This is a genomic window from Gammaproteobacteria bacterium, assembly GCA_034522055.1.
Lineage (GTDB): Bacteria > Pseudomonadota > Gammaproteobacteria > JAABTG01 > JAABTG01 > JAABTG01.
Genome location: JAXHLS010000002.1, coordinates 3,657,004 through 3,673,540 on the forward strand (window position 1 = coordinate 3,657,004; position 16,537 = coordinate 3,673,540).

Below are 16,537 nucleotides of genomic sequence, written 5' to 3' on the forward strand. Positions count from 1 at the left end.
TTGTCACCGCGGGCCGGCGGGAGATCCAGCAGGGGTGGCCTGTCTACGGCGGGGAAGGGCCGTTGCCATGGCGTTGGGCAGGGCCGTGGTGAGGTCAGGGCCGTGAGCCGCCATGCACCAGGGCGACCCCGGTGGCGGCGACGGCGAGGCCCAGGATGTCGGTGGGGGTCACGGTGTCACCGAAGGCCAGCCAGGCCATGACCATGGTGACGGGGGGGCTGAGGTAGAACAGGCTGGCCACCCGGGTGGCGTCGCGGCGGGCGATGAGGACCCACATCAGGCCGTAGGAGCCGAGGGAGACCACCACCACCAGCCACGCCATGGTGGCCATGAAGGTGCCGGTCCAGGTGGTGGCGAGGCCTTCCACCATTACGGCGGGCAGGACCATGGCGATGGCCGTGGCGCCACTCTGGTAGAACATGGCCAGGTCCACGGGCAACCGGTGGACGGACTCGAAGCGATCCATGCGCCGCTGGATCAGGCTGGCGGTGGTGATGGCCAGCACCGACAGGAAGGGCAGGAGGTAGGCCACCGTGGGCACCTCCTCCTCCCCCGCCAGGCGCGCGCCCACGGCGATCACCACTCCCAGAAAACCCAGCACCAGCCCGGCCCATTGGCGGGCCCCGGTGGGTTCCCCCACCACGGGGCCGGAGAAGGCGCCGGTGAGCAAAGGTTGCAGCGCCGTCACCAGGGCGATCATGCCGGCGGGGGCCCCCAGTTGCAGGGCCAGCAGCACGCAACCCAGCCAGCCGCCGTGAGCCAGCACGCCTACCAGGGCCGCCAGGCCGGCGGCCGGAGTGCCGGGCCAGAGCAGGCGTCCGCGCAGGGCCAGTACCGTGGCGATGAGGCCGGTTAGGAGCAGGTAACGCCACAGCAGCAGGGTGAAGGCCCCGGCGTAGGGCAGGCCGTACTCGGCGCCGATGAAGCCCGAGTTCCAGGTCAGCACGAACAGGGCCTCCAGCACCAGGAGGGAACGCCAGGGGGGCTGGGACATCAGTCTGCCGCGGGATTTATCGGAACACCCCCCGGGGCCGTCACTGGGGGGCGAGGCGGGTGCCTTCCCGGTGCATGCCCATGATGCCTGCCACCACTATCAATACCGCGAATATCAATGGAGCGTAATAGATGGCGCCTGACGCGTAGCCATCGAAATCCATGAGCCGCCGCGTGGTCACCAGCCACAGGTGGTCGGCCAGATTGAGGCCTCCCACCAGGTGCAGCAGGCCGCTGCGGGGCGCCAGCCAGCCGAAGATGCCGTAGAGCAGATAGGGCAGCAGGCAGGCCGCCAGGACGCCTGCATCCAGGCGGTAGTGGTTGGAGTAATGGGGAACCACGGCCGCCACGGCGCTGGCCACTACTCCGACGATGACCACGGCCACGATGATGCCTCGCCCCGTGCCTGCGTCTGCGATTGTCATGCTCTTCTCCTCCGCAATAGTGGTTGCTTTCCGGTCACGGCCGCGGGTTGATCCGCCGGCCGTCGCTGGTCCTGTCAATCTAACGCCTGACGGGGATTTTGCAATGCGCAGACGGTGGGGCTATGGCCGTCCAGCCGCTGCCTGGGACCGCGGTCCCCTACGCGAACAGCAGGGTGCGGGCGTTCTCGGTGATGGCCGCCACCGCCGGGTGTTTGATGCGTCGCTCGGCGGAAATGGCGTAGTAGTGCTCCGATACCTCGCGGGTGCGTCCGATGACCTTCACCCCGTATTTGGCGAGCACGTCGGCCTCCACGGTGGTGGGGGAGGTGAAGATGCCGGCGGCGGCCTCGCCGAAGGCCTTCATGAGGGCACGGTCCTCGAATTCCGCCACCACCAGGGGGCGGATCCCCTGCTGCTCGAACCACAGGTCCAGGGAACGGCGCAACGCGCTGCTGGCCGTGGGCATCAACATGGGTGCCCCGTCCAGGCTCATCGGGAAGTGGCTCCGGTAGTTGGCGGCCTCGGATTCCCGACAGAAGAAGCTGATGCCGGAGTGGCCCAGGGAGTGGTTGTAGGCGCGAATGTTGAGGGCCGGGCTCAGGGGGCTGTCGGCGAGCACCAGGTCCAGCTTGTGCACCGACAGGGCTGCCAGCAGGTCCACCAGCGGAGCCTCGTTGCATACCAGCCGCACCGGCTCCTCCATCGCCAGCACCGGCTCCAACACCCGGTAGGCCAGCAGCTTGGGCACCACCATGGCCACGCCCACGTTGAAGGCAAGGGTCGCGTCCGGGGGGTGGCCGGAGAGCACGTCCTCCAGTTCGGTGCCCAGACGGAACATCTCGTCCGCATAGGAGAATACCAGGCGGCCGGTGTCCGTCAGCACCAGGTTGCGCCCGCTCTTCTCGAACAGTCTGGCCCCCACCTGGCCTTCCAACTCATGGATCTGGCCGCTGATGGTCTGGGGCGTGATGTGCAGCATTTCCGCGGCCCGAGCGATGGTGCCATGGCTGGCCACCGCCCAGAAGTAGCGCAGATGCTTGAGATTGAGCTTGGACATGGGTAGCCGCATTCCTCCGTAGAGGACGACTATATACCAGAGATGAATCGTACGAGGAGGGTGCGGGGATATTCAGAAGCGCGGTGTGCAGGGATGGCGAGGTCCCGTGATGCTCATGCGCCCGTCTGTGCAGGTGGCTCCCGATCCGCGCGCCAGATGTAGACCTCGAAGTGCCCGCCAACCGCCTCGCGTCGCCAGCGATAGCCCATGGTGCTGAGCATGGAATAGAGGGGGAGGGGGTCGCGCTCCAGCAGCACATGAAGGTGATCCGTGTCCGCCATGTCCGCCAGGGCATCGAGGATATGCTCCAGGGGTTCGGGCGGGGAAAGGCCACGGGCTTCCAGTGTATGTTCCATGGGCGTTCCCTGTGCGCCTGCTGGTGGATGGGCGCCGCGCGGATGGTTCGCGGCCTGGTGCGCGCCGGCCGATGGCGATGCCTGAGGCTACGGAGCGGTTTCGGCTTCCCCGATGCTGCGAGCTATTCCAGGGGAGCCACGGCCCCCGATCCTTGATAAAGGTCAAGGTTGATGGATGGGTGCGGTCCTAGCGTTGGGGCATCCACCGGGCCGCGTGGCCCTTCGGCAGTCCGGGATGGAGTGCATCGGCGGTTGTTCCTGGAGTTCCCGTTTCATGGTTTTCCACCGCATCATCGCCGCGCCTCTGGCGGCCCTGCTGGCCGTGGGCGCGGCGGCAAGTGTCCCCGAAGATACCCGCGGGCTGGTGCGTGAGATGTTCCCGGTGGCCGCGCAAGTGGAGGCTCCCACTGGGGATCCACCGGCCATGGCGGTCAGGGATGGGGCGGGCGGGCTGCTGGGCTACGCCTTTCATACCGTCGATATCCTGGCCATTCCCGCCTATTCGGGTAAGCCCATCGACTCCCTGGTAGGCCTTGGTACCGATGGCCGCATTCGCGGGGTGGAGATCGTGGCCCACGAGGAGCCCATCCTGGTGATCGGGCTGTCCGATGATGATCTCCATGCCTTCACCCGCCAGTACCGCGGCAAGACGGTGGCGCAGGACATCGGCATCGGCGGGCGCTCCACCAGCGAGCGCCAGGCCCTGGATGCCATCTCGGGGGCCACCATCACGGTGATGGTGATCAACCGCGCCGTCACCGTGGCGGCGCAACGGGTGGCGGACTCGCGGGGTATCCCCTTCGTCGCCGGTGGGCCCGATACCGGCCATGGGACGGCCCCGGCGCGGGCGCCGCCGGGGCCCCTGTGGGTGGAGAACTGGCGTACCAAGGTGCCCTACATTGCGGGCCTGGCGGCGGGGCTGGCGGTGTTGTTGTTCATCCTCCTGTTCCAGGACTGGGTGGCACGCCGGGCGCGACTGCTCGGGGTCCTGCGTACCGCCTTCCTGCTCTATACCGTGCTGTTCATCGGTGTCATCGCCCACGGCCAGTTGTCGGTGGTGAACGTGCTCACTTTCACCCACTCGCTCCTCGGGGATTTCAGCTGGCAGAGCTACCTCATCGATCCGGTGATGTTCATCCTCTGGGGCTTCGTCGCCTTCACCATCCTGCTGTGGGGCCGGGGGGTCTATTGCGGCTGGCTGTGTCCCTTCGGTGCCTTGCAGAAACTCGCCTTCCAGGCGGCGCGGTACTTCAGGTTGCCGCAATGGGAATTGCCGGCAGTGGTGCATGAGCGGTTGTGGGCCCTGAAATACGTCTTACTCATCGGGCTCTTCGGTGTGTCCCTGCACTCCCTGGTGCTGGCCCAGCAGCTGGCGGAGGTGGAGCCCTTCAAGACCACCTTCAGTCTTCGTTTCGTGCGCGACTGGCCCTTCGTGGTCTACGCCGCAGGGCTGCTGGTCCTCGCCCTGTTCATCCCCAAGCCGTTCTGCCGCTACCTGTGCCCCCTCGGCGCGGCCCTGACCTTTCCCGGGCGCTTCCGAATCTTCGACTGGCTGCGGCGGCGCAAGGAATGCGGCCGGCCCTGTCAGATCTGTGCCATCGAATGCGAGGTGGGCGCCATCAAGCCGACGGGCGAGATCATCGACACGGAATGTCATTACTGCCTCGACTGCCAGGTGACCTATTGGAATGATCGCAGGTGCCCGCCCCTGGTGGCCCGGCGCAAGAAGCTGGAGAAGCTCAGCCGTTCGGGGAGCAGTGATGCCCGGTCGGTGGCTGGGGACGGCGGTTGATATTTATCAAAGACCCCATGAAGCCTGGTTGTTTTACTCCCTACCGGTTCGCACGCCAGAGACCTGGTTCACACATGGGAGAACATCGATGAACGTCTACAGATCACCCTTCAAGGCCGTGCTGATTTCTACGGCCTTCGCCTTGACCACCTCCGCGGCCTTCGCCCAGGACAGCCAGCACCCGGGCACCAGCGAAGGCGAGTTGCGCTACAAGGGCGCGCCCATCCCCGAACAGGACATCAAACGGGTCATCACGCCGGGCGCCCCGGACATGACCGAGGGCGAGTTCAAGCGGGCCCAGAAGATCTATTTCGAGCGTTGTGCGGGCTGTCACGGTGTGCTGCGCAAGGGTGCCACGGGCAAGCCCCTGACCCACGACGTCACCCAGGAACGGGGCATCGAGTACCTGAAGACCTTCATGACCTTCGGCTCCCCGGCCGGCATGCCCAACTTCGGTACCGGCGGCGAGATGACGGAGGATGACATCCAGCTCATGGCCAAGTTCCTGCAGCACGAGCCGCCCGTTCCGCCGGAGTTTGGCATGCCGGAGATGAAGGAGACCTGGAAGGTGCTGGTGCCACCGGAGAAACGCCCCACGAAGAAGATGAACGATTACGACATCGAAAACATCTTCTCGGTGACCCTGCGTGACACCGGCGAGGTCGCCCTCATCGATGGCGACAGCAAGGACATCATCAACATCATCAAGACCGGCTACGCGGTCCATATCTCGCGCACCTCGGCCTCGGGGCGTTACCTGTATGTCATCGGCCGTGACGCCCAGGTCAACCTCATCGACCTGTGGATGAAGAAGCCCGACAACGTCGCGGTGATCAAGATCGGCCTGGAGGCCCGCTCCGTGGAGACCTCGAAGTACAAGGGCTACGAGGACCAGTACGCCATCGCCGGCGCCTACTGGCCGCCCCAGTACGTGATCATGGAGGGAGACACCCTGGAGCCCCTGAAGATCGTCTCCACCCGCGGCATGACCGTGGACACCCAGGAGTACCATCCCGAGCCCCGGGTGGCAGCCATCGTGGCCTCCCACCAGCATCCGGAGTTCATCGTCAACGTCAAGGAGACGGGCAAGATCCTGCTGGTGAACTACCAGGACATCGACGCCCTGAAAGTCACCACCATCGACGCCGCGCGTTTTCTTCACGACGGCGGCTGGGACTCCACTCGGCGTTATTTCCTGACGGCCGCCAACAAGGCCAACAAGATCGCGGTGGTGGATTCCAAGGAACAGGAGCTCGAGGCCCTGGTGGACGTGGAGAAGATCCCCCACCCGGGCCGCGGCGCCAACTTCGTGGACCCCGAGTTCGGTCCGGTGTGGGCCACCAGCTGCCTCGGCAACGACTGCCTGGCGCTCATCGGTACCGACCCCGAGGAGCACAAGGACAGCGCGTGGAAGGTGGTGCGTGATCTCAAGAGCCAGGGCGGTGGATCGCTGTTCATCAAGACCCATCCCAAGTCCCGCAATCTGTGGGTGGACAATCCCATGCACCCCGATGCCTCCGTCTACCAGTCGGTGGCGGTGTACGACATCGGCAACCTGGATGCGGGCTACGAGGTGGTGAAGATCGCCGCGGCCGCCGACCTGGGCGAGGGCCCCAAGCGGGTGGTGCAGCCGGAATACAACAAGGCCGGCGACGAGGTGTGGTTCTCGGTGTGGAACGGCAAGGAGGAAAGGTCCGCGATCGTGGTGGTGGACGACAGGTCCCGCAAGGTGAAGCACGTCATCAAGGACGAGCGCCTGGTGACGCCCACCGGTAAGTTCAACGTCTACAACACCATGAACGACATCTACTGAGTCGAGAGACGATGGGGCGGGCGGCCCGGCGCGTGCCGGGCCGCCTTGACCGATGCGGCGGCCGTGCCGAGGGCACGGCGCCGCCAGGGTCCAGGAGATGTGAGCAAGAGAGGTGAGACAGTGACGAATAGCGACGGCCTGGTATCGCTGGTGGGGGCCGGGCCGGGAGACCCGGAATTATTGACCGTCAAGGCACTGCGGCGCCTGCGGGAGGCCGATGTCGTCGTCTATGACCGTCTGGTCTCCGACGCCGTCATGGAGCTGGTGCCCCACGGCGTCACCCGCATCTACGTGGGCAAGGCCCGGGGCCACCATCATCTGCCCCAGGAAGAGATCAACCGGCTGCTGCTCAACATGGCCCGCGGCGGCTATCGGGTGGTACGCCTCAAGGGCGGCGACCCCTTCATCTTCGGGCGGGGCAGCGAGGAGGCCGCGGTCCTGGCCCGCCACGGCATGGCCTTCGAGGTGGTGCCCGGCATCACCGCCGCCACCGCCTGTTCGGCCTATGCCGGCATCCCCCTGACCCATCGGGGGCTGGCCCGGGGGGTCAGTTTCGTCACCGGCCAGTGCCGCGCCGGGGGTTCCGGCGACATGGACTGGGAGCGCCTCGTCCATGCGGATACCACCCTGGTGATCTACATGGGGCTGCAGAACCTCGATGATATCGTCTGGCGCCTGCTGGAGGCCGGCCTCGAGCCCGCCACGCCCGCGGCCCTCATCGAGAACGGCACCCAGGATGGGCAGCGCCGGCTGGTGACCACGGTGGCACGGCTACCCGCGGCGGCGGTGCAGGAGGCAGTGCGGGCGCCGGCCCTGGCCATCGTCGGCCGGGTGGTGAGTCTCGCCGGCTCCCTGGACTGGTTCCGGCCGGCCCGGGCCACGGACACGGATACGCGGGACAGGGACCATGCGCTTCAGGCCTGAACATGCCCTCCTGCCGGTGCTCGCGGCCGTGAGCGTCGCCGCCGCGGGGGCCCCCGGCGCCCAACGGGCGGTCGAACTGGAGGAACTGTTGCGCCACGATTGCGGCTCCTGTCACGGCTTGACCCTGGAGGGCGGCCTCGGCCGGCCCCTGGTGCCCGAGGCCATGGCGGCGCGCCCGCCCGCGGCGTTGCTGGCCACCATCCTCGATGGCCGTCCGGGCACGGCCATGCCGCCGTGGCGATCCCTGCTGTCGGTGGAGGATGCGCGCTGGCTGGTGGAGCGCCTGCAGAAGGGGGCGCGGCCGTGAATCCGGGATATCGTTTATGGCGGGGTCCATGGAGGGGTTCATGGTGGGGTTCATGGCGCGGCCTCATGGCGGGTGTCGCCGCCCTGTTCCTGCTGGCCCCTCCCGGCACGGCGGCGGAGGTGCTGCGGGGCAGCGGCGACCTGGGGGTGGTGATCGAACGCGCCGCCGGCACTCTGCGTATCATCGAGACCAGCGGCAACACCGCCATCGGCCGGGTGGAGGGCCTGGGAGACCTGTCCCATGCATCGGTGGTGTTCTCCCGCGACCAGCGCCATGCCTTCGTGTTCGGCCGTGACGGCGGCCTCACCAAGGTGGACCTGCTGGAGCAGCGCATCGTCAGGCGGGTGATGCAGTCCGGCAACAGCATCGGCGGCGCCATCTCCCAGGATGGCCGCCTGGTGGCGGTATCCAACTACGAGCCGGGGGGAGTCAAGGTGTTCACCACCGCGGACCTCGAACTGGTGGCGGACATCCCCGCTACCTTCGACGGCGAGCGGCGTTCCAAGGTGGTGGGGCTGGTGGATGCCCCCGGCAACCGCTTCGTCTTCAGCCTGTGGGAGGCGGGCGAGATCTGGGTCCTCGACCTCGACGATCCCGCCGTCCCCGCCGTGCGGCGCTTCGAGGACGTGGGACGCAATCCCTACGATGCCCTCATCACGCCCGACGGCCGCTACTACATCGCCGGCCTGTTCGGCGAGGACGGCATGGCGTTGCTGGACCTGTGGGACCTGGATGCCGGGGTGCGGCGCATTTTGCCGGGCTACGGCCGCGGCGAGCAGAAGCTCCCCGTCTACAAGATGCCCCACCTGGAGGGCTGGGCCATGGCCGGGTCCCGGGCCTTCGTGCCGGCGGTGGGCCGTCACGAGGTGCTGGTGATCGATACCCATTCCTGGCAGGAGGTCGGGCGCATCCCCGTGAAGGGCCAGCCGGTGTTCGTCATGGCCAGGCCCGACGGCCGCCAGGTGTGGGTGAACTTCGCCCTGCCGGACAACGACACGGTGCAGGTCATCGATGTGCCCTCCCTGGCTATCAGCCGTACCCTGGTGCCCGGCAAAGGCGTGCTGCACATGGAGTTCGAGCCCCGCGGCGAAGAGGTGTGGCTGTCGGTGCGAGACGAGGATCGGGTGGATGTCATGGACACCGCCACCCTGAAGCGAGTGGCGACCCTCGAGGCCGCCCGGCCCAGCGGCATCTTCCTCACCGCCCGGGCCCACGAGGTGGGCCTCTGACCATGGCGATGGGGACGGATTTCTCGCCCCTGGAGCGGGCGTTGCTGAACGACCACCAGCATGACTTCCCCCTGTGCCCGCGGCCCTTCGCGGAGCTGGCGCGGCGCCACGGGGTGGATGAGGACACCGTGATCCGGGTGCTGCAGGGACTCCAGGGCAGCGGCGCCGTGAGCCGCGTAGGGGCGGTGGTGCGGCCCAACCGCATCGGCGCCAGTACCCTGGCCGCCATGGCGGTACCGCAGGCCGACCTGGAACGGGTGGCGCGGCTGGTGAACGGCTTCGATGAGGTCAACCACAACTACGAGCGCCGCCATGAATACAACCTGTGGTTCGTGGTGGCCGCCCCCAGCCGGCAGGGCTTGTCCCGGGTGCTGGCGGACATCGAAGGCGCCACGGGCCTGCCCGTCCTCGACCTGCCCATGCTCGAGGATTACTTCATCGATCTGGGGTTTTCCATCCAATGGGAATAGCCGCGACCGCGCTGCCCCTGGCCGGGGAACTCGACTCCCGGGACGCGGCCCTGCTCGGGGCCCTGGAGAACGGGCTGCCCCTGGTGGCCCGGCCCTATGCCGCCGTGGGTGCGTTGCTGGACATGCCGGAGGCCGAGGTTTTGGCCCGCCTGGCCCGCCTGCGGGAGGTCCAGGTGATCAAGCGCTGGGGCGTGGTGGTGCGCCATCGGGAACTGGGTTATCGGGCCAACGGCATGGTGGTGTGGGACGTGCCCGATCATCGGGTGGCGACCCTGGGGCGGCGTCTGTCCCACTTCCCTTGCGTCACCTTGTGCTACCGGCGGCCGCGCCGCCCGCCGGACTGGAACTATAACCTGTTCACCATGATCCACGGCCGTGACGAGGCCGGGGTGCGGGCCAACCTCGGTCACCTGGTGGCCTCCTGCCGACTGGAGGGCGTGACTCACGAGGTGCTGTTTAGCGAACGGCGCTTCAAGCAACGGGGCGCCCGTTATCTGGGCGGCTACGCCGGGACGGCCGGTCGCGCGGTGGTGCCGTCATGAGCCACGGTCTGGATGACCTGAGCCGGCGCTTGGTCAACCGCTTCCAGGGGGGCGTGCCCCTGGTGGCCCGCCCCTATGGGGAGATGGGTGCGGTCCTGGGGACCTCGGAGGAGGACGTCATCGCCCGTCTGAAGCGGCTGCTGAGGCAGGGCATCGCCACCCGTTTCGGTCCCTCCTTCGACGCCAGTCGCCTGGGCGGGGCCCTCACCCTGGCGGCCCTGGAGGTGCCGGAGCATCGTTATGATGAGATCAAGGAGCTGGTCAATGCCTATCCCGAGGTGGCCCACAATTACCGGCGCCTTCATCGCTTCAACATGTGGTTTGTGGTGGCCACATCGACGCCCGCGGCCATGACCACCGTGGTGGATGACATCTCCCGGCGCAGCGGTCTGGAGGTGCTCCATCTGCCCAAGCTGCGGCAGTTCCGGCTCGGCCTGCACCTGGTGCTGGGGCGCGACGGCCGGGTCACCACCGGCCCGTTCCCGAACTCCCCCGCCGCCGCCGAGGCCCCGGCCGCGTGCGTGCCGGAAGCGGCCGACTGGCGGCTCATCGATGCCCTGCAGGCGGGTCTGCCCCTGGAGCCCGAGCCCTGGCGGGCCATCGCCGGGGCCACGGATATGGATGAAGGCAGTGTCCTGGAGCGCCTGGGGGCACTGCTTGCGGGCGGCGTGATCCGGCGCATCGGCCTGTTGCCCAACCACTACCGCCTCGGCCTGCGGGCCAACGGCATGTCCGTATGGGACGTGGCCGACGGCGAGATGGCGGTCCGGGGCGAGGTGGTGGGCCGTTTCGACTTCGTGAGCCATTGCTACGAACGCCCGCGGCGGCCACCCCATTGGCCCTACAACCTGTTCGCCATGGTCCATGGCATGGACCGGGCCGAGGTCCACGCCAAGACCGCAGCCATCGCCCGGACCCTGGGCGTGGCCTGCCGCAGCCAGGCCGTGCTGTTCAGCGACGGCATCCTGAAAAAGACCGGTTTTCGTTCCGCATGAGGGTTTGCCATGTTTCGTCTCACCCGATTCCTTGATTCCCTGACCCGTGACGCCGGGACTCCGGTGGTGCCGCCGGCGGTGGCCCGCAGCCGCGGGCCGGTGGTCATCTGGAACCTCATCCGGCGCTGCAACCTCACCTGTCGCCACTGCTATTCCACCTCCGCCGACATCGACTTTGCCGGCGAGCTCACCACCGAGGAGGTGCTGGAGGTGATGGATGACCTGAGAAGCTACGGCGTGGGGGTGCTCATCCTCTCCGGCGGCGAGCCCCTGCTGCGCCCGGATATCTTCGAGATCTCGCGGGAGGCCAAGACACGGGGTTTCTATGTGGGCCTGTCCTCCAACGGCACGCTCATCGATGCGGCCATGGCCGAACACATCGCCGCCGCCGGCTACGACTACGTGGGGGTGAGCCTGGACGGGCTGCGGGAGACCCACGATTACTTCCGCCGCAAGGCCGGCGCCTTCGACGCCTCCCTGGCGGGGATCGGACGCCTGTCCGAGAAGGGCATCAAGGTGGGCCTGCGTTTCACCCTGACCCGGGACAATGCCGCCGAACTGGGCGGGCTGCTGCGGCTGATGGACGAATACGACGTGGACAAGCTCTACCTGTCCCATCTCAACTACGCCGGGCGCGGCAACAGGAACCGCGGCGACGATGCTCTCCACGGCGTCACCCGGGAGGCCATGGACCTGCTCTTCGAGGACTGCTGGCGGCGCATCGGCGAAGGCCGGCCCAAGGAGTTCGTCACCGGCAACAACGATGCCGACGGCGTCTATCTGCTGCACTGGGCGGCGCGACGCATCCCGTGGCATGCCGAAGCCCTGGAGCGGATGCTCATGCGCTGGGGCGGCAACTCCTCCGGGGTGAACATCGCCAACATCGACAACCTGGGCAACGTCCACCCGGACACCATGTGGTGGGACTATCACCTCGGCAACGTCCGGGAACGGCCTTTCTCCGAGATCTGGGAAGACCGCTCCGATCCCCTGCTGGCGGGCCTGAAGGCCCGGCCGCGTACCATCGGCGGCCGCTGTGGCACCTGCGCCCATTTTGCCATCTGCGGCGGCAACAGCCGCACCCGGGCCTGGCAACTCACGGGCGACCCCTGGGCCGAGGACCCCGGCTGCTACCTCACCGACGCCGAGATCGGCATCGCCCCGCCGCGGGCGGCGGCGAGTGCCTAGCCAAGGCTTGGGAAGGCAATGGACATCACGGCGGCGCGGCGACGCGAAAAAAGGAAACAACGGCCGATATCTGCGGCCCTGGCCCTGCTGGCCCTGCTGGCCCTGCTGGCCCTCCTGGCTCCCCTGAGTGCACCGGCCGCGGAGGGAGCCACGGCCTATGCCGAGCACTGTGCCTCCTGCCACGGGGCCGAGCGGCTGGGGGGCATGGGGCCGGCGCTGTTGCCGGGGAACCTGAAGCGCCTCAAACGCGACGAGGCGGCGGCGGTGATCCGCCGGGGCCGGGCGGCCAGCCAGATGCCGGGCTTCGGGGAGATGCTGGACGATGCCCGGGTGGCGGCCCTGGTGGAGTTCATCTATACGCCCCTGGACTACACCCCCGAGTGGTCGGCGGAGCACATCCGGGCCACCCGGCGTATCATCAATGACGCGTCCGAACTGGTGACCGCGCCGGCCTACGGCGCCGATCCCCTGAACCTCTTCGTGGTGGTGGAACTGGGGGACCATCACGCCACTATCCTGGATGGCGATCGCTTCGAGCCCATCCATCGCATGAAGACCCACTTCGCCCTTCACGGCGGGCCCAAGTTCTCCCCCGACGGGCGCTTCGTCTACTTCGCCTCCCGGGATGGCTGGATCAGCAAGTTCGACCTGTGGGGCCTGGAGTACGTGGCCGAGGTGCGGGCCGGCATCAACACCCGCAACCTCGCCGTGTCCGGCGACGGCCGGGTGGTGGCGGTGGCCAACTACCTGCCCCACACCCTGGTGCTGCTGGATGCCCGGGACCTCTCCCTGCGGGAGGTGATCCCCGTGACGGACGGGGCCGGACGAACCTCCCGGGTGAGCGCCGTCTATGGCGCCCCGCCCCGGCACAGCTTCGTGGCGGCCCTCAAGGACATCCCCGAGATCTGGGAGTTGCCCGTGGACGGGGACGGAGGGTCCGGCCCCGTGACGCCGCGACGCATCGTGCTTGACGACTACCTGGACGACTTCTTCTTCACCCCCGACTACCGCCACGTCATGGGGGCGGCGCGCAATGCCCGGAACGGCCAGGTGGTGGACCTGAAGCGCGGGGTCAAGGTGAGCGATCTGGGGTTGGACGGCCTGCCCCACCTGGGCTCCGGCATCACCTGGACCCTGGACGGGCGGCGGGTGATGGCGACGCCCCATCTGCGCAAGGGCGAGGTCACGGTCATCGACACGGCGACCTGGGAGACCGTCGGGACCATCGAGACCCAGGGCCCCGGCTTCTTCATGCGCAGCCACGAGAACTCGCCCTACGCCTGGGTGGACGTGTTCTTCGGCCCCCACCGCGACGCGGTGCACGTCATCGACAAACAGACCCTGGAGATCGTCGAGACCCTGCGCCCGGCCCCCGGCAAGACCGCCGCCCACGTGGAGTTCGACCGCGACGGCCGCCACGCCCTCCTCAGCATCTGGGACCCCGCCGGTGCCGTGGTGGTCTACGACGCCCGCACCCTGGAAGAGGTGAAACGCCTGCCCATGAACAAACCGTCGGGGAAATACAATGTGTATAACAAGATCACGCTGTCGGAGGGGACTAGTCATTGAGGGGGGGATAGCGCATGGGGAATAGGGAATAGGGAATAGGGAATAGGGAATAGGGAATAGGGAATAGGGAATAGGGAATAGGGAATAGGGAATAGGGAATAGGGAATAGGGAATAGGGAATAGGGAATAGGGAATGGTGAAATGGGAAATGGGAAATGGGAAAAGGGAAATCGGGGATAGCGGATGGGGAATAATGAATTGCCTTCTCTTTTTTCGCTTTATTTCGTGTCTTTCGTGGTTACAGCTTTTCGCTGTCTCGCGCCGGCGATATGGCCCCGATGGATGAATACCGGGTTACTTGGTGCGGGCGGTGAACTTCACGTGTTGGGGGCCGGGCGTGGCCACGGAGTTGGGGACGTAGTGGGGCGGGCAGGGGTAGAGGAAGGTGTCCTTGAGGGAGTCCTGGGCCACGGCGCAGGCGTCGGCCATGCCCTGGAGTTGCTCCCGGTCGTGGAGGGTGACGCGATTGCCGTGCATCTCGATGACCTTCAGATCGCAGAGATTCTTGATGATCCTCGACAGGGTCTCGGGCTTCACCGACAGGCGCGAGGCGATGGTCTGCTTGGGGACGTCCAGCACCAGCTCGTCCTGGCCTTCCGGGGCGTTGGCCAGCAGATAGCCCGCCACCCGGCATACCGCCGTGTGCAGGCTGAGGTTGTCGATCTCGCGGATGAGGCCCCGCAGGCGCTGACTGAGATCGCCCAGGAGGATGAAGCAGGTCTCCACGGAACCCCGCAGCATGTCCGAGAAATCCGCCGCGTCCACGCTGATGAGTTCCGAGGGCTGGAGGGCCTCGGCCCCCACCGGGTAATAGGGGCGGTAGAGAAACATCAGGGCCTCGGCGAAGGTGCTGCCGGCGCTCACCACCTCCACCACCTTCTCGTTACCGGCGGGGGAGATGCGATAGAGCTTGATGAGGCCGCTGATGACGTAATAAAAGCGCTCCGCCTTGTCCCCCTGCTGGAACAGGGACTCGCCGGCGGCCAGCCGCACCCGCACCGCCCGGGTGGCCACCCGCTCCTGCTGGCTGGTGTCCAGACAGGCGAAAAACTGGCCTTTCCTCAAGTCGTCGATGATGGGCATGACCTTGGGCTCCGCCGGTGGCCGGTTCTCGGCCGGGCTCGTAATCAAACTTTTCTTATAAGCGTAGCCCTGCACGAGCCGAAAATCATGGGCTGCCCGGCGACGCCAATCCAAGAATATCATGCCACCCCCAGGACGCGGACATCGGCCTGAGGCGCGTGGTGCGGGACAGGAATTGCGGGTCGGGCCTCGGCCCGAGGGGGATATCCCGCGGCTACCGGAGTCCGGCCGGGCGACCTTCGCGCTCAAACCCACCGCGGGTGGGCCCCGGCATGCGCCGGCCGGGGGCGGCCGGCCGCCCGGAAGGCTATGCCGGGCCCGGGGCCGGCTCGCCGGAGACCCGATCCGGCTCGATCTCGTCCAGGTAGACCGGGGCCTTACGGGTCTCGCCCCGGCCCAGCGCCATGAGATCCCAGATCAGCAGCACCGTGCCGGCCGCGGTGATCCAGCCGAAGACCATGCGCCAGTTCATGGCCTGCACGAACCACACATTGGACTGGGCGGCGAAATAGCCCATCCAACTCGAACCGTTGATGGCGCGCTCGATCTGGGACTGGTCGTAGCCCGCCACCAGCATGGCGATGGTCATGCCCCAGACGCCGATGTTGAGCAGGGCCAGAGACCACTTCCAGCGCCAGTCGCCTGGCATGCCACCGGACATCCACACGTTGCCCCGGGCCTTCTGAATGGCGAAGTAGAAGAAGGCGATATTGATGGTGGCGTAGGCGCCGAAGAAGGCCAGGTGGCCGTGGGAGGCGGACCACTGGGTGCCATGGGTATACAGGTTGATCTGGGGCAGGGTGTGCATGAAGCCCCACACTCCGGCGCCGAAGAAGTTGCCGAAGGCATGGGCGATGAGCCAGGCCAGGGCCGGGTGGTTGGAGTTCTTCATCTTGTGGACGCCGGAGTCGTAGACGGCGTGCACCACCATGGCCACCAGGGGCACGGGCTCCAGGGCCGAGAACAGGCCGCCGATGCCGAACCAGTACTGGGGGGTGCCGATCCAAAAGTAGTGGTGGCCGAGCCCGAGGATGCCGGCGCCGAACATAAGGGCCACCTCGATGTAGAGCCAGGTGGTGACGATCTTGCGCCGTACCCCCAGGGTCCGCATCAGTCCGTAGGCCATGATGGCACCCACCAGCACCTCCCAGGTGGCCTCCACCCACAGGTGGATGACCCACCACCACCAGTACTGGTCCAGGGAGATGTTGGTGGTGTAGAACATGCCGGCGAGATAGAGGCCGGCCAGGGCCACCAGGTCCAGCACGATGACGCCGCCGATGCCGGTGAAGCGTCCCTTCATGAAGGTGGCGGCCACGTTGTAGAAGAACACCAGCAGCACCGCCACGATGCCGATGTCGGCCCAGCGCGGGGCCTCGATGTACTCGCGCCCCTCGTTGATGAACCACAGGGTGGTGTCGGTGCCAGGGCCCCACTGCACCAGCAGGAATACCAGCACCACCACGGTGACCGCGGCGGTCAGGATGTAGAAGCCGATTTCCCCCAGGCGCAGGCCTACCACCTCCGTCCCGGATTCGTCCTCCAACAGCCAGTAGATGGCACCGATGAAGCCGTAGAGCATCCACACCACCATGGCGTTGATGTGCACCATGCGGTTGACGTTGAAGTCGAGGACACCCCGCAGGAGGTCGGGATACAGGTATTGCAGGCCCGCCAGCATGCCGAACAGGATCTGGGCGGCGAACAGCACCACCGCCACAGTGAAGTACTTGACGGCCAGCCGCTGGCCGCCGTTGAGATTATCCAGGTTGATGACACCCACGGTACTCATGG

16 protein-coding genes are annotated in these 16,537 nt (G+C 67.0%); 10 read left to right on the forward strand and 6 right to left on the reverse strand.

Going from position 1 to position 16,537, the window contains the following annotated elements; translation table 11 throughout:
• Window positions 1-94 precede the first annotated feature (94 nt).
• The 4 genes from U5S82_17735 to U5S82_17750 form a co-directional block, all read right to left on the reverse strand.
• Window positions 95-994, reverse strand: coding sequence for a DMT family transporter (locus U5S82_17735; protein MDZ7753427.1), 900 nt, complete (start codon window positions 992-994; stop codon window positions 95-97).
• Between the two features lie 40 nt (window positions 995-1,034).
• Window positions 1,035-1,418, reverse strand: a complete 384-nt coding sequence (locus U5S82_17740; protein MDZ7753428.1) for a hypothetical protein — start codon at window positions 1,416-1,418, stop codon at window positions 1,035-1,037.
• Window positions 1,419-1,575: 157 nt separating this feature from the next.
• Window positions 1,576-2,475 (reverse strand): transcriptional activator NhaR, encoded by a 900-nt coding sequence (gene nhaR / locus U5S82_17745; protein MDZ7753429.1) that lies wholly within the window; start codon window positions 2,473-2,475, stop codon window positions 1,576-1,578.
• A 113-nt stretch (window positions 2,476-2,588) separates the two neighbouring features.
• Entirely contained in the window at window positions 2,589-2,831 is a 243-nt protein-coding gene (locus U5S82_17750; GenBank protein ID MDZ7753430.1) for a DUF2249 domain-containing protein, read from the reverse strand.
• Between the two features lie 274 nt (window positions 2,832-3,105).
• On the opposite strand from U5S82_17750, the gene U5S82_17755 reads away from it, so the two are divergent.
• The 10 genes from U5S82_17755 to U5S82_17800 all read left to right on the forward strand — a co-directional run bounded on the left by U5S82_17755 (window position 3,106) and on the right by U5S82_17800 (window position 13,660).
• Window positions 3,106-4,623, forward strand: a complete 1,518-nt coding sequence (locus U5S82_17755) for a 4Fe-4S binding protein (protein MDZ7753431.1) — start codon at window positions 3,106-3,108, stop codon at window positions 4,621-4,623.
• 88 nt (window positions 4,624-4,711) lie between these two features.
• A complete protein-coding gene (locus tag U5S82_17760) occupies window positions 4,712-6,436 on the forward strand; it encodes a cytochrome D1 domain-containing protein (protein MDZ7753432.1) in 1,725 nt (574 codons plus the stop codon).
• Between the two features lie 120 nt (window positions 6,437-6,556).
• A complete protein-coding gene (gene cobA / locus U5S82_17765; GenBank protein MDZ7753433.1) occupies window positions 6,557-7,360 on the forward strand; it encodes a uroporphyrinogen-III C-methyltransferase in 804 nt (267 codons plus the stop codon).
• On the forward strand, window positions 7,344-7,667 hold the full coding sequence (locus tag U5S82_17770) for a cytochrome c (protein ID MDZ7753434.1): 324 nt from the start codon (window positions 7,344-7,346) through the stop codon (window positions 7,665-7,667). Before cobA ends, U5S82_17770 begins: the two co-directional genes overlap by 17 nt.
• Before the next feature lie 65 nt (window positions 7,668-7,732).
• Window positions 7,733-8,896: a cytochrome D1 domain-containing protein gene (locus tag U5S82_17775; protein MDZ7753435.1), complete on the forward strand. Its 1,164-nt coding sequence runs from the start codon at window positions 7,733-7,735 to the stop codon at window positions 8,894-8,896.
• Between the two features lie 2 nt (window positions 8,897-8,898).
• Window positions 8,899-9,366 carry an Lrp/AsnC family transcriptional regulator gene (locus U5S82_17780; protein ID MDZ7753436.1) on the forward strand — a complete coding sequence of 156 codons (468 nt, stop codon included), beginning with the start codon at window positions 8,899-8,901 and terminating at the stop codon, window positions 9,364-9,366.
• Entirely contained in the window at window positions 9,357-9,908 is a 552-nt protein-coding gene (locus U5S82_17785; GenBank protein MDZ7753437.1) for an AsnC family protein, read from the forward strand. Before U5S82_17780 ends, U5S82_17785 begins: the two co-directional genes overlap by 10 nt.
• A complete protein-coding gene (locus tag U5S82_17790) occupies window positions 9,905-10,903 on the forward strand; it encodes an Lrp/AsnC family transcriptional regulator (protein MDZ7753438.1) in 999 nt (332 codons plus the stop codon). Before U5S82_17785 ends, U5S82_17790 begins: the two co-directional genes overlap by 4 nt.
• 9 nt (window positions 10,904-10,912) lie before the next feature.
• A complete protein-coding gene (gene nirJ / locus U5S82_17795) occupies window positions 10,913-12,091 on the forward strand; it encodes a heme d1 biosynthesis radical SAM protein NirJ (GenBank protein ID MDZ7753439.1) in 1,179 nt (392 codons plus the stop codon).
• Window positions 12,092-12,109: 18 nt separating this feature from the next.
• Window positions 12,110-13,660 carry a cytochrome D1 domain-containing protein gene (locus U5S82_17800; GenBank protein MDZ7753440.1) on the forward strand — a complete coding sequence of 517 codons (1,551 nt, stop codon included), beginning with the start codon at window positions 12,110-12,112 and terminating at the stop codon, window positions 13,658-13,660.
• 294 nt (window positions 13,661-13,954) lie between these two features.
• Here the strand turns inward: U5S82_17800 and U5S82_17805 are convergent, their stop codons facing one another.
• Together U5S82_17805 and U5S82_17810 are read right to left on the reverse strand one after the other, a co-directional pair.
• The gene (locus tag U5S82_17805) at window positions 13,955-14,743 is read right to left on the reverse strand and encodes a Crp/Fnr family transcriptional regulator (protein ID MDZ7753441.1); all 789 of its coding nucleotides are present in this window, start codon (window positions 14,741-14,743) and stop codon (window positions 13,955-13,957) included.
• Window positions 14,744-15,050: 307 nt separating this feature from the next.
• Entirely contained in the window at window positions 15,051-16,535 is a 1,485-nt protein-coding gene (locus tag U5S82_17810) for a cbb3-type cytochrome c oxidase subunit I (GenBank protein MDZ7753442.1), read from the reverse strand.
• Window positions 16,536-16,537: the final 2 nt, after the last annotated feature.

Bases quoted from the DNA above. Each gene is read 5' to 3' on its own strand.
- U5S82_17735 (MDZ7753427.1), bottom strand. From the start codon at position 994: ATGTCCCAGCCCCCCTGGCGTTCCCTCCTGGTGCTGGAGGCCCTGTTC.
- U5S82_17740 (MDZ7753428.1), bottom strand. From the start codon at position 1,418: ATGACAATCGCAGACGCAGGCACGGGGCGAGGCATCATCGTGGCCGTG.
- nhaR (MDZ7753429.1), bottom strand. From the start codon at position 2,475: ATGTCCAAGCTCAATCTCAAGCATCTGCGCTACTTCTGGGCGGTGGCC.
- U5S82_17750 (MDZ7753430.1), bottom strand. From the start codon at position 2,831: ATGGAACATACACTGGAAGCCCGTGGCCTTTCCCCGCCCGAACCCCTG.
- U5S82_17755 (MDZ7753431.1), top strand. From the start codon at position 3,106: ATGGTTTTCCACCGCATCATCGCCGCGCCTCTGGCGGCCCTGCTGGCC.
- U5S82_17760 (MDZ7753432.1), top strand. From the start codon at position 4,712: ATGAACGTCTACAGATCACCCTTCAAGGCCGTGCTGATTTCTACGGCC.
- U5S82_17770 (MDZ7753434.1), top strand. From the start codon at position 7,344: ATGCGCTTCAGGCCTGAACATGCCCTCCTGCCGGTGCTCGCGGCCGTG.
- U5S82_17775 (MDZ7753435.1), top strand. From the start codon at position 7,733: ATGGCGGGTGTCGCCGCCCTGTTCCTGCTGGCCCCTCCCGGCACGGCG.
- U5S82_17780 (MDZ7753436.1), top strand. From the start codon at position 8,899: ATGGCGATGGGGACGGATTTCTCGCCCCTGGAGCGGGCGTTGCTGAAC.
- U5S82_17785 (MDZ7753437.1), top strand. From the start codon at position 9,357: ATGGGAATAGCCGCGACCGCGCTGCCCCTGGCCGGGGAACTCGACTCC.
- U5S82_17790 (MDZ7753438.1), top strand. From the start codon at position 9,905: ATGAGCCACGGTCTGGATGACCTGAGCCGGCGCTTGGTCAACCGCTTC.
- nirJ (MDZ7753439.1), top strand. From the start codon at position 10,913: ATGTTTCGTCTCACCCGATTCCTTGATTCCCTGACCCGTGACGCCGGG.
- U5S82_17800 (MDZ7753440.1), top strand. From the start codon at position 12,110: ATGGACATCACGGCGGCGCGGCGACGCGAAAAAAGGAAACAACGGCCG.
- U5S82_17805 (MDZ7753441.1), bottom strand. From the start codon at position 14,743: ATGCCCATCATCGACGACTTGAGGAAAGGCCAGTTTTTCGCCTGTCTG.
- U5S82_17810 (MDZ7753442.1), bottom strand. From the start codon at position 16,535: ATGAGTACCGTGGGTGTCATCAACCTGGATAATCTCAACGGCGGCCAG.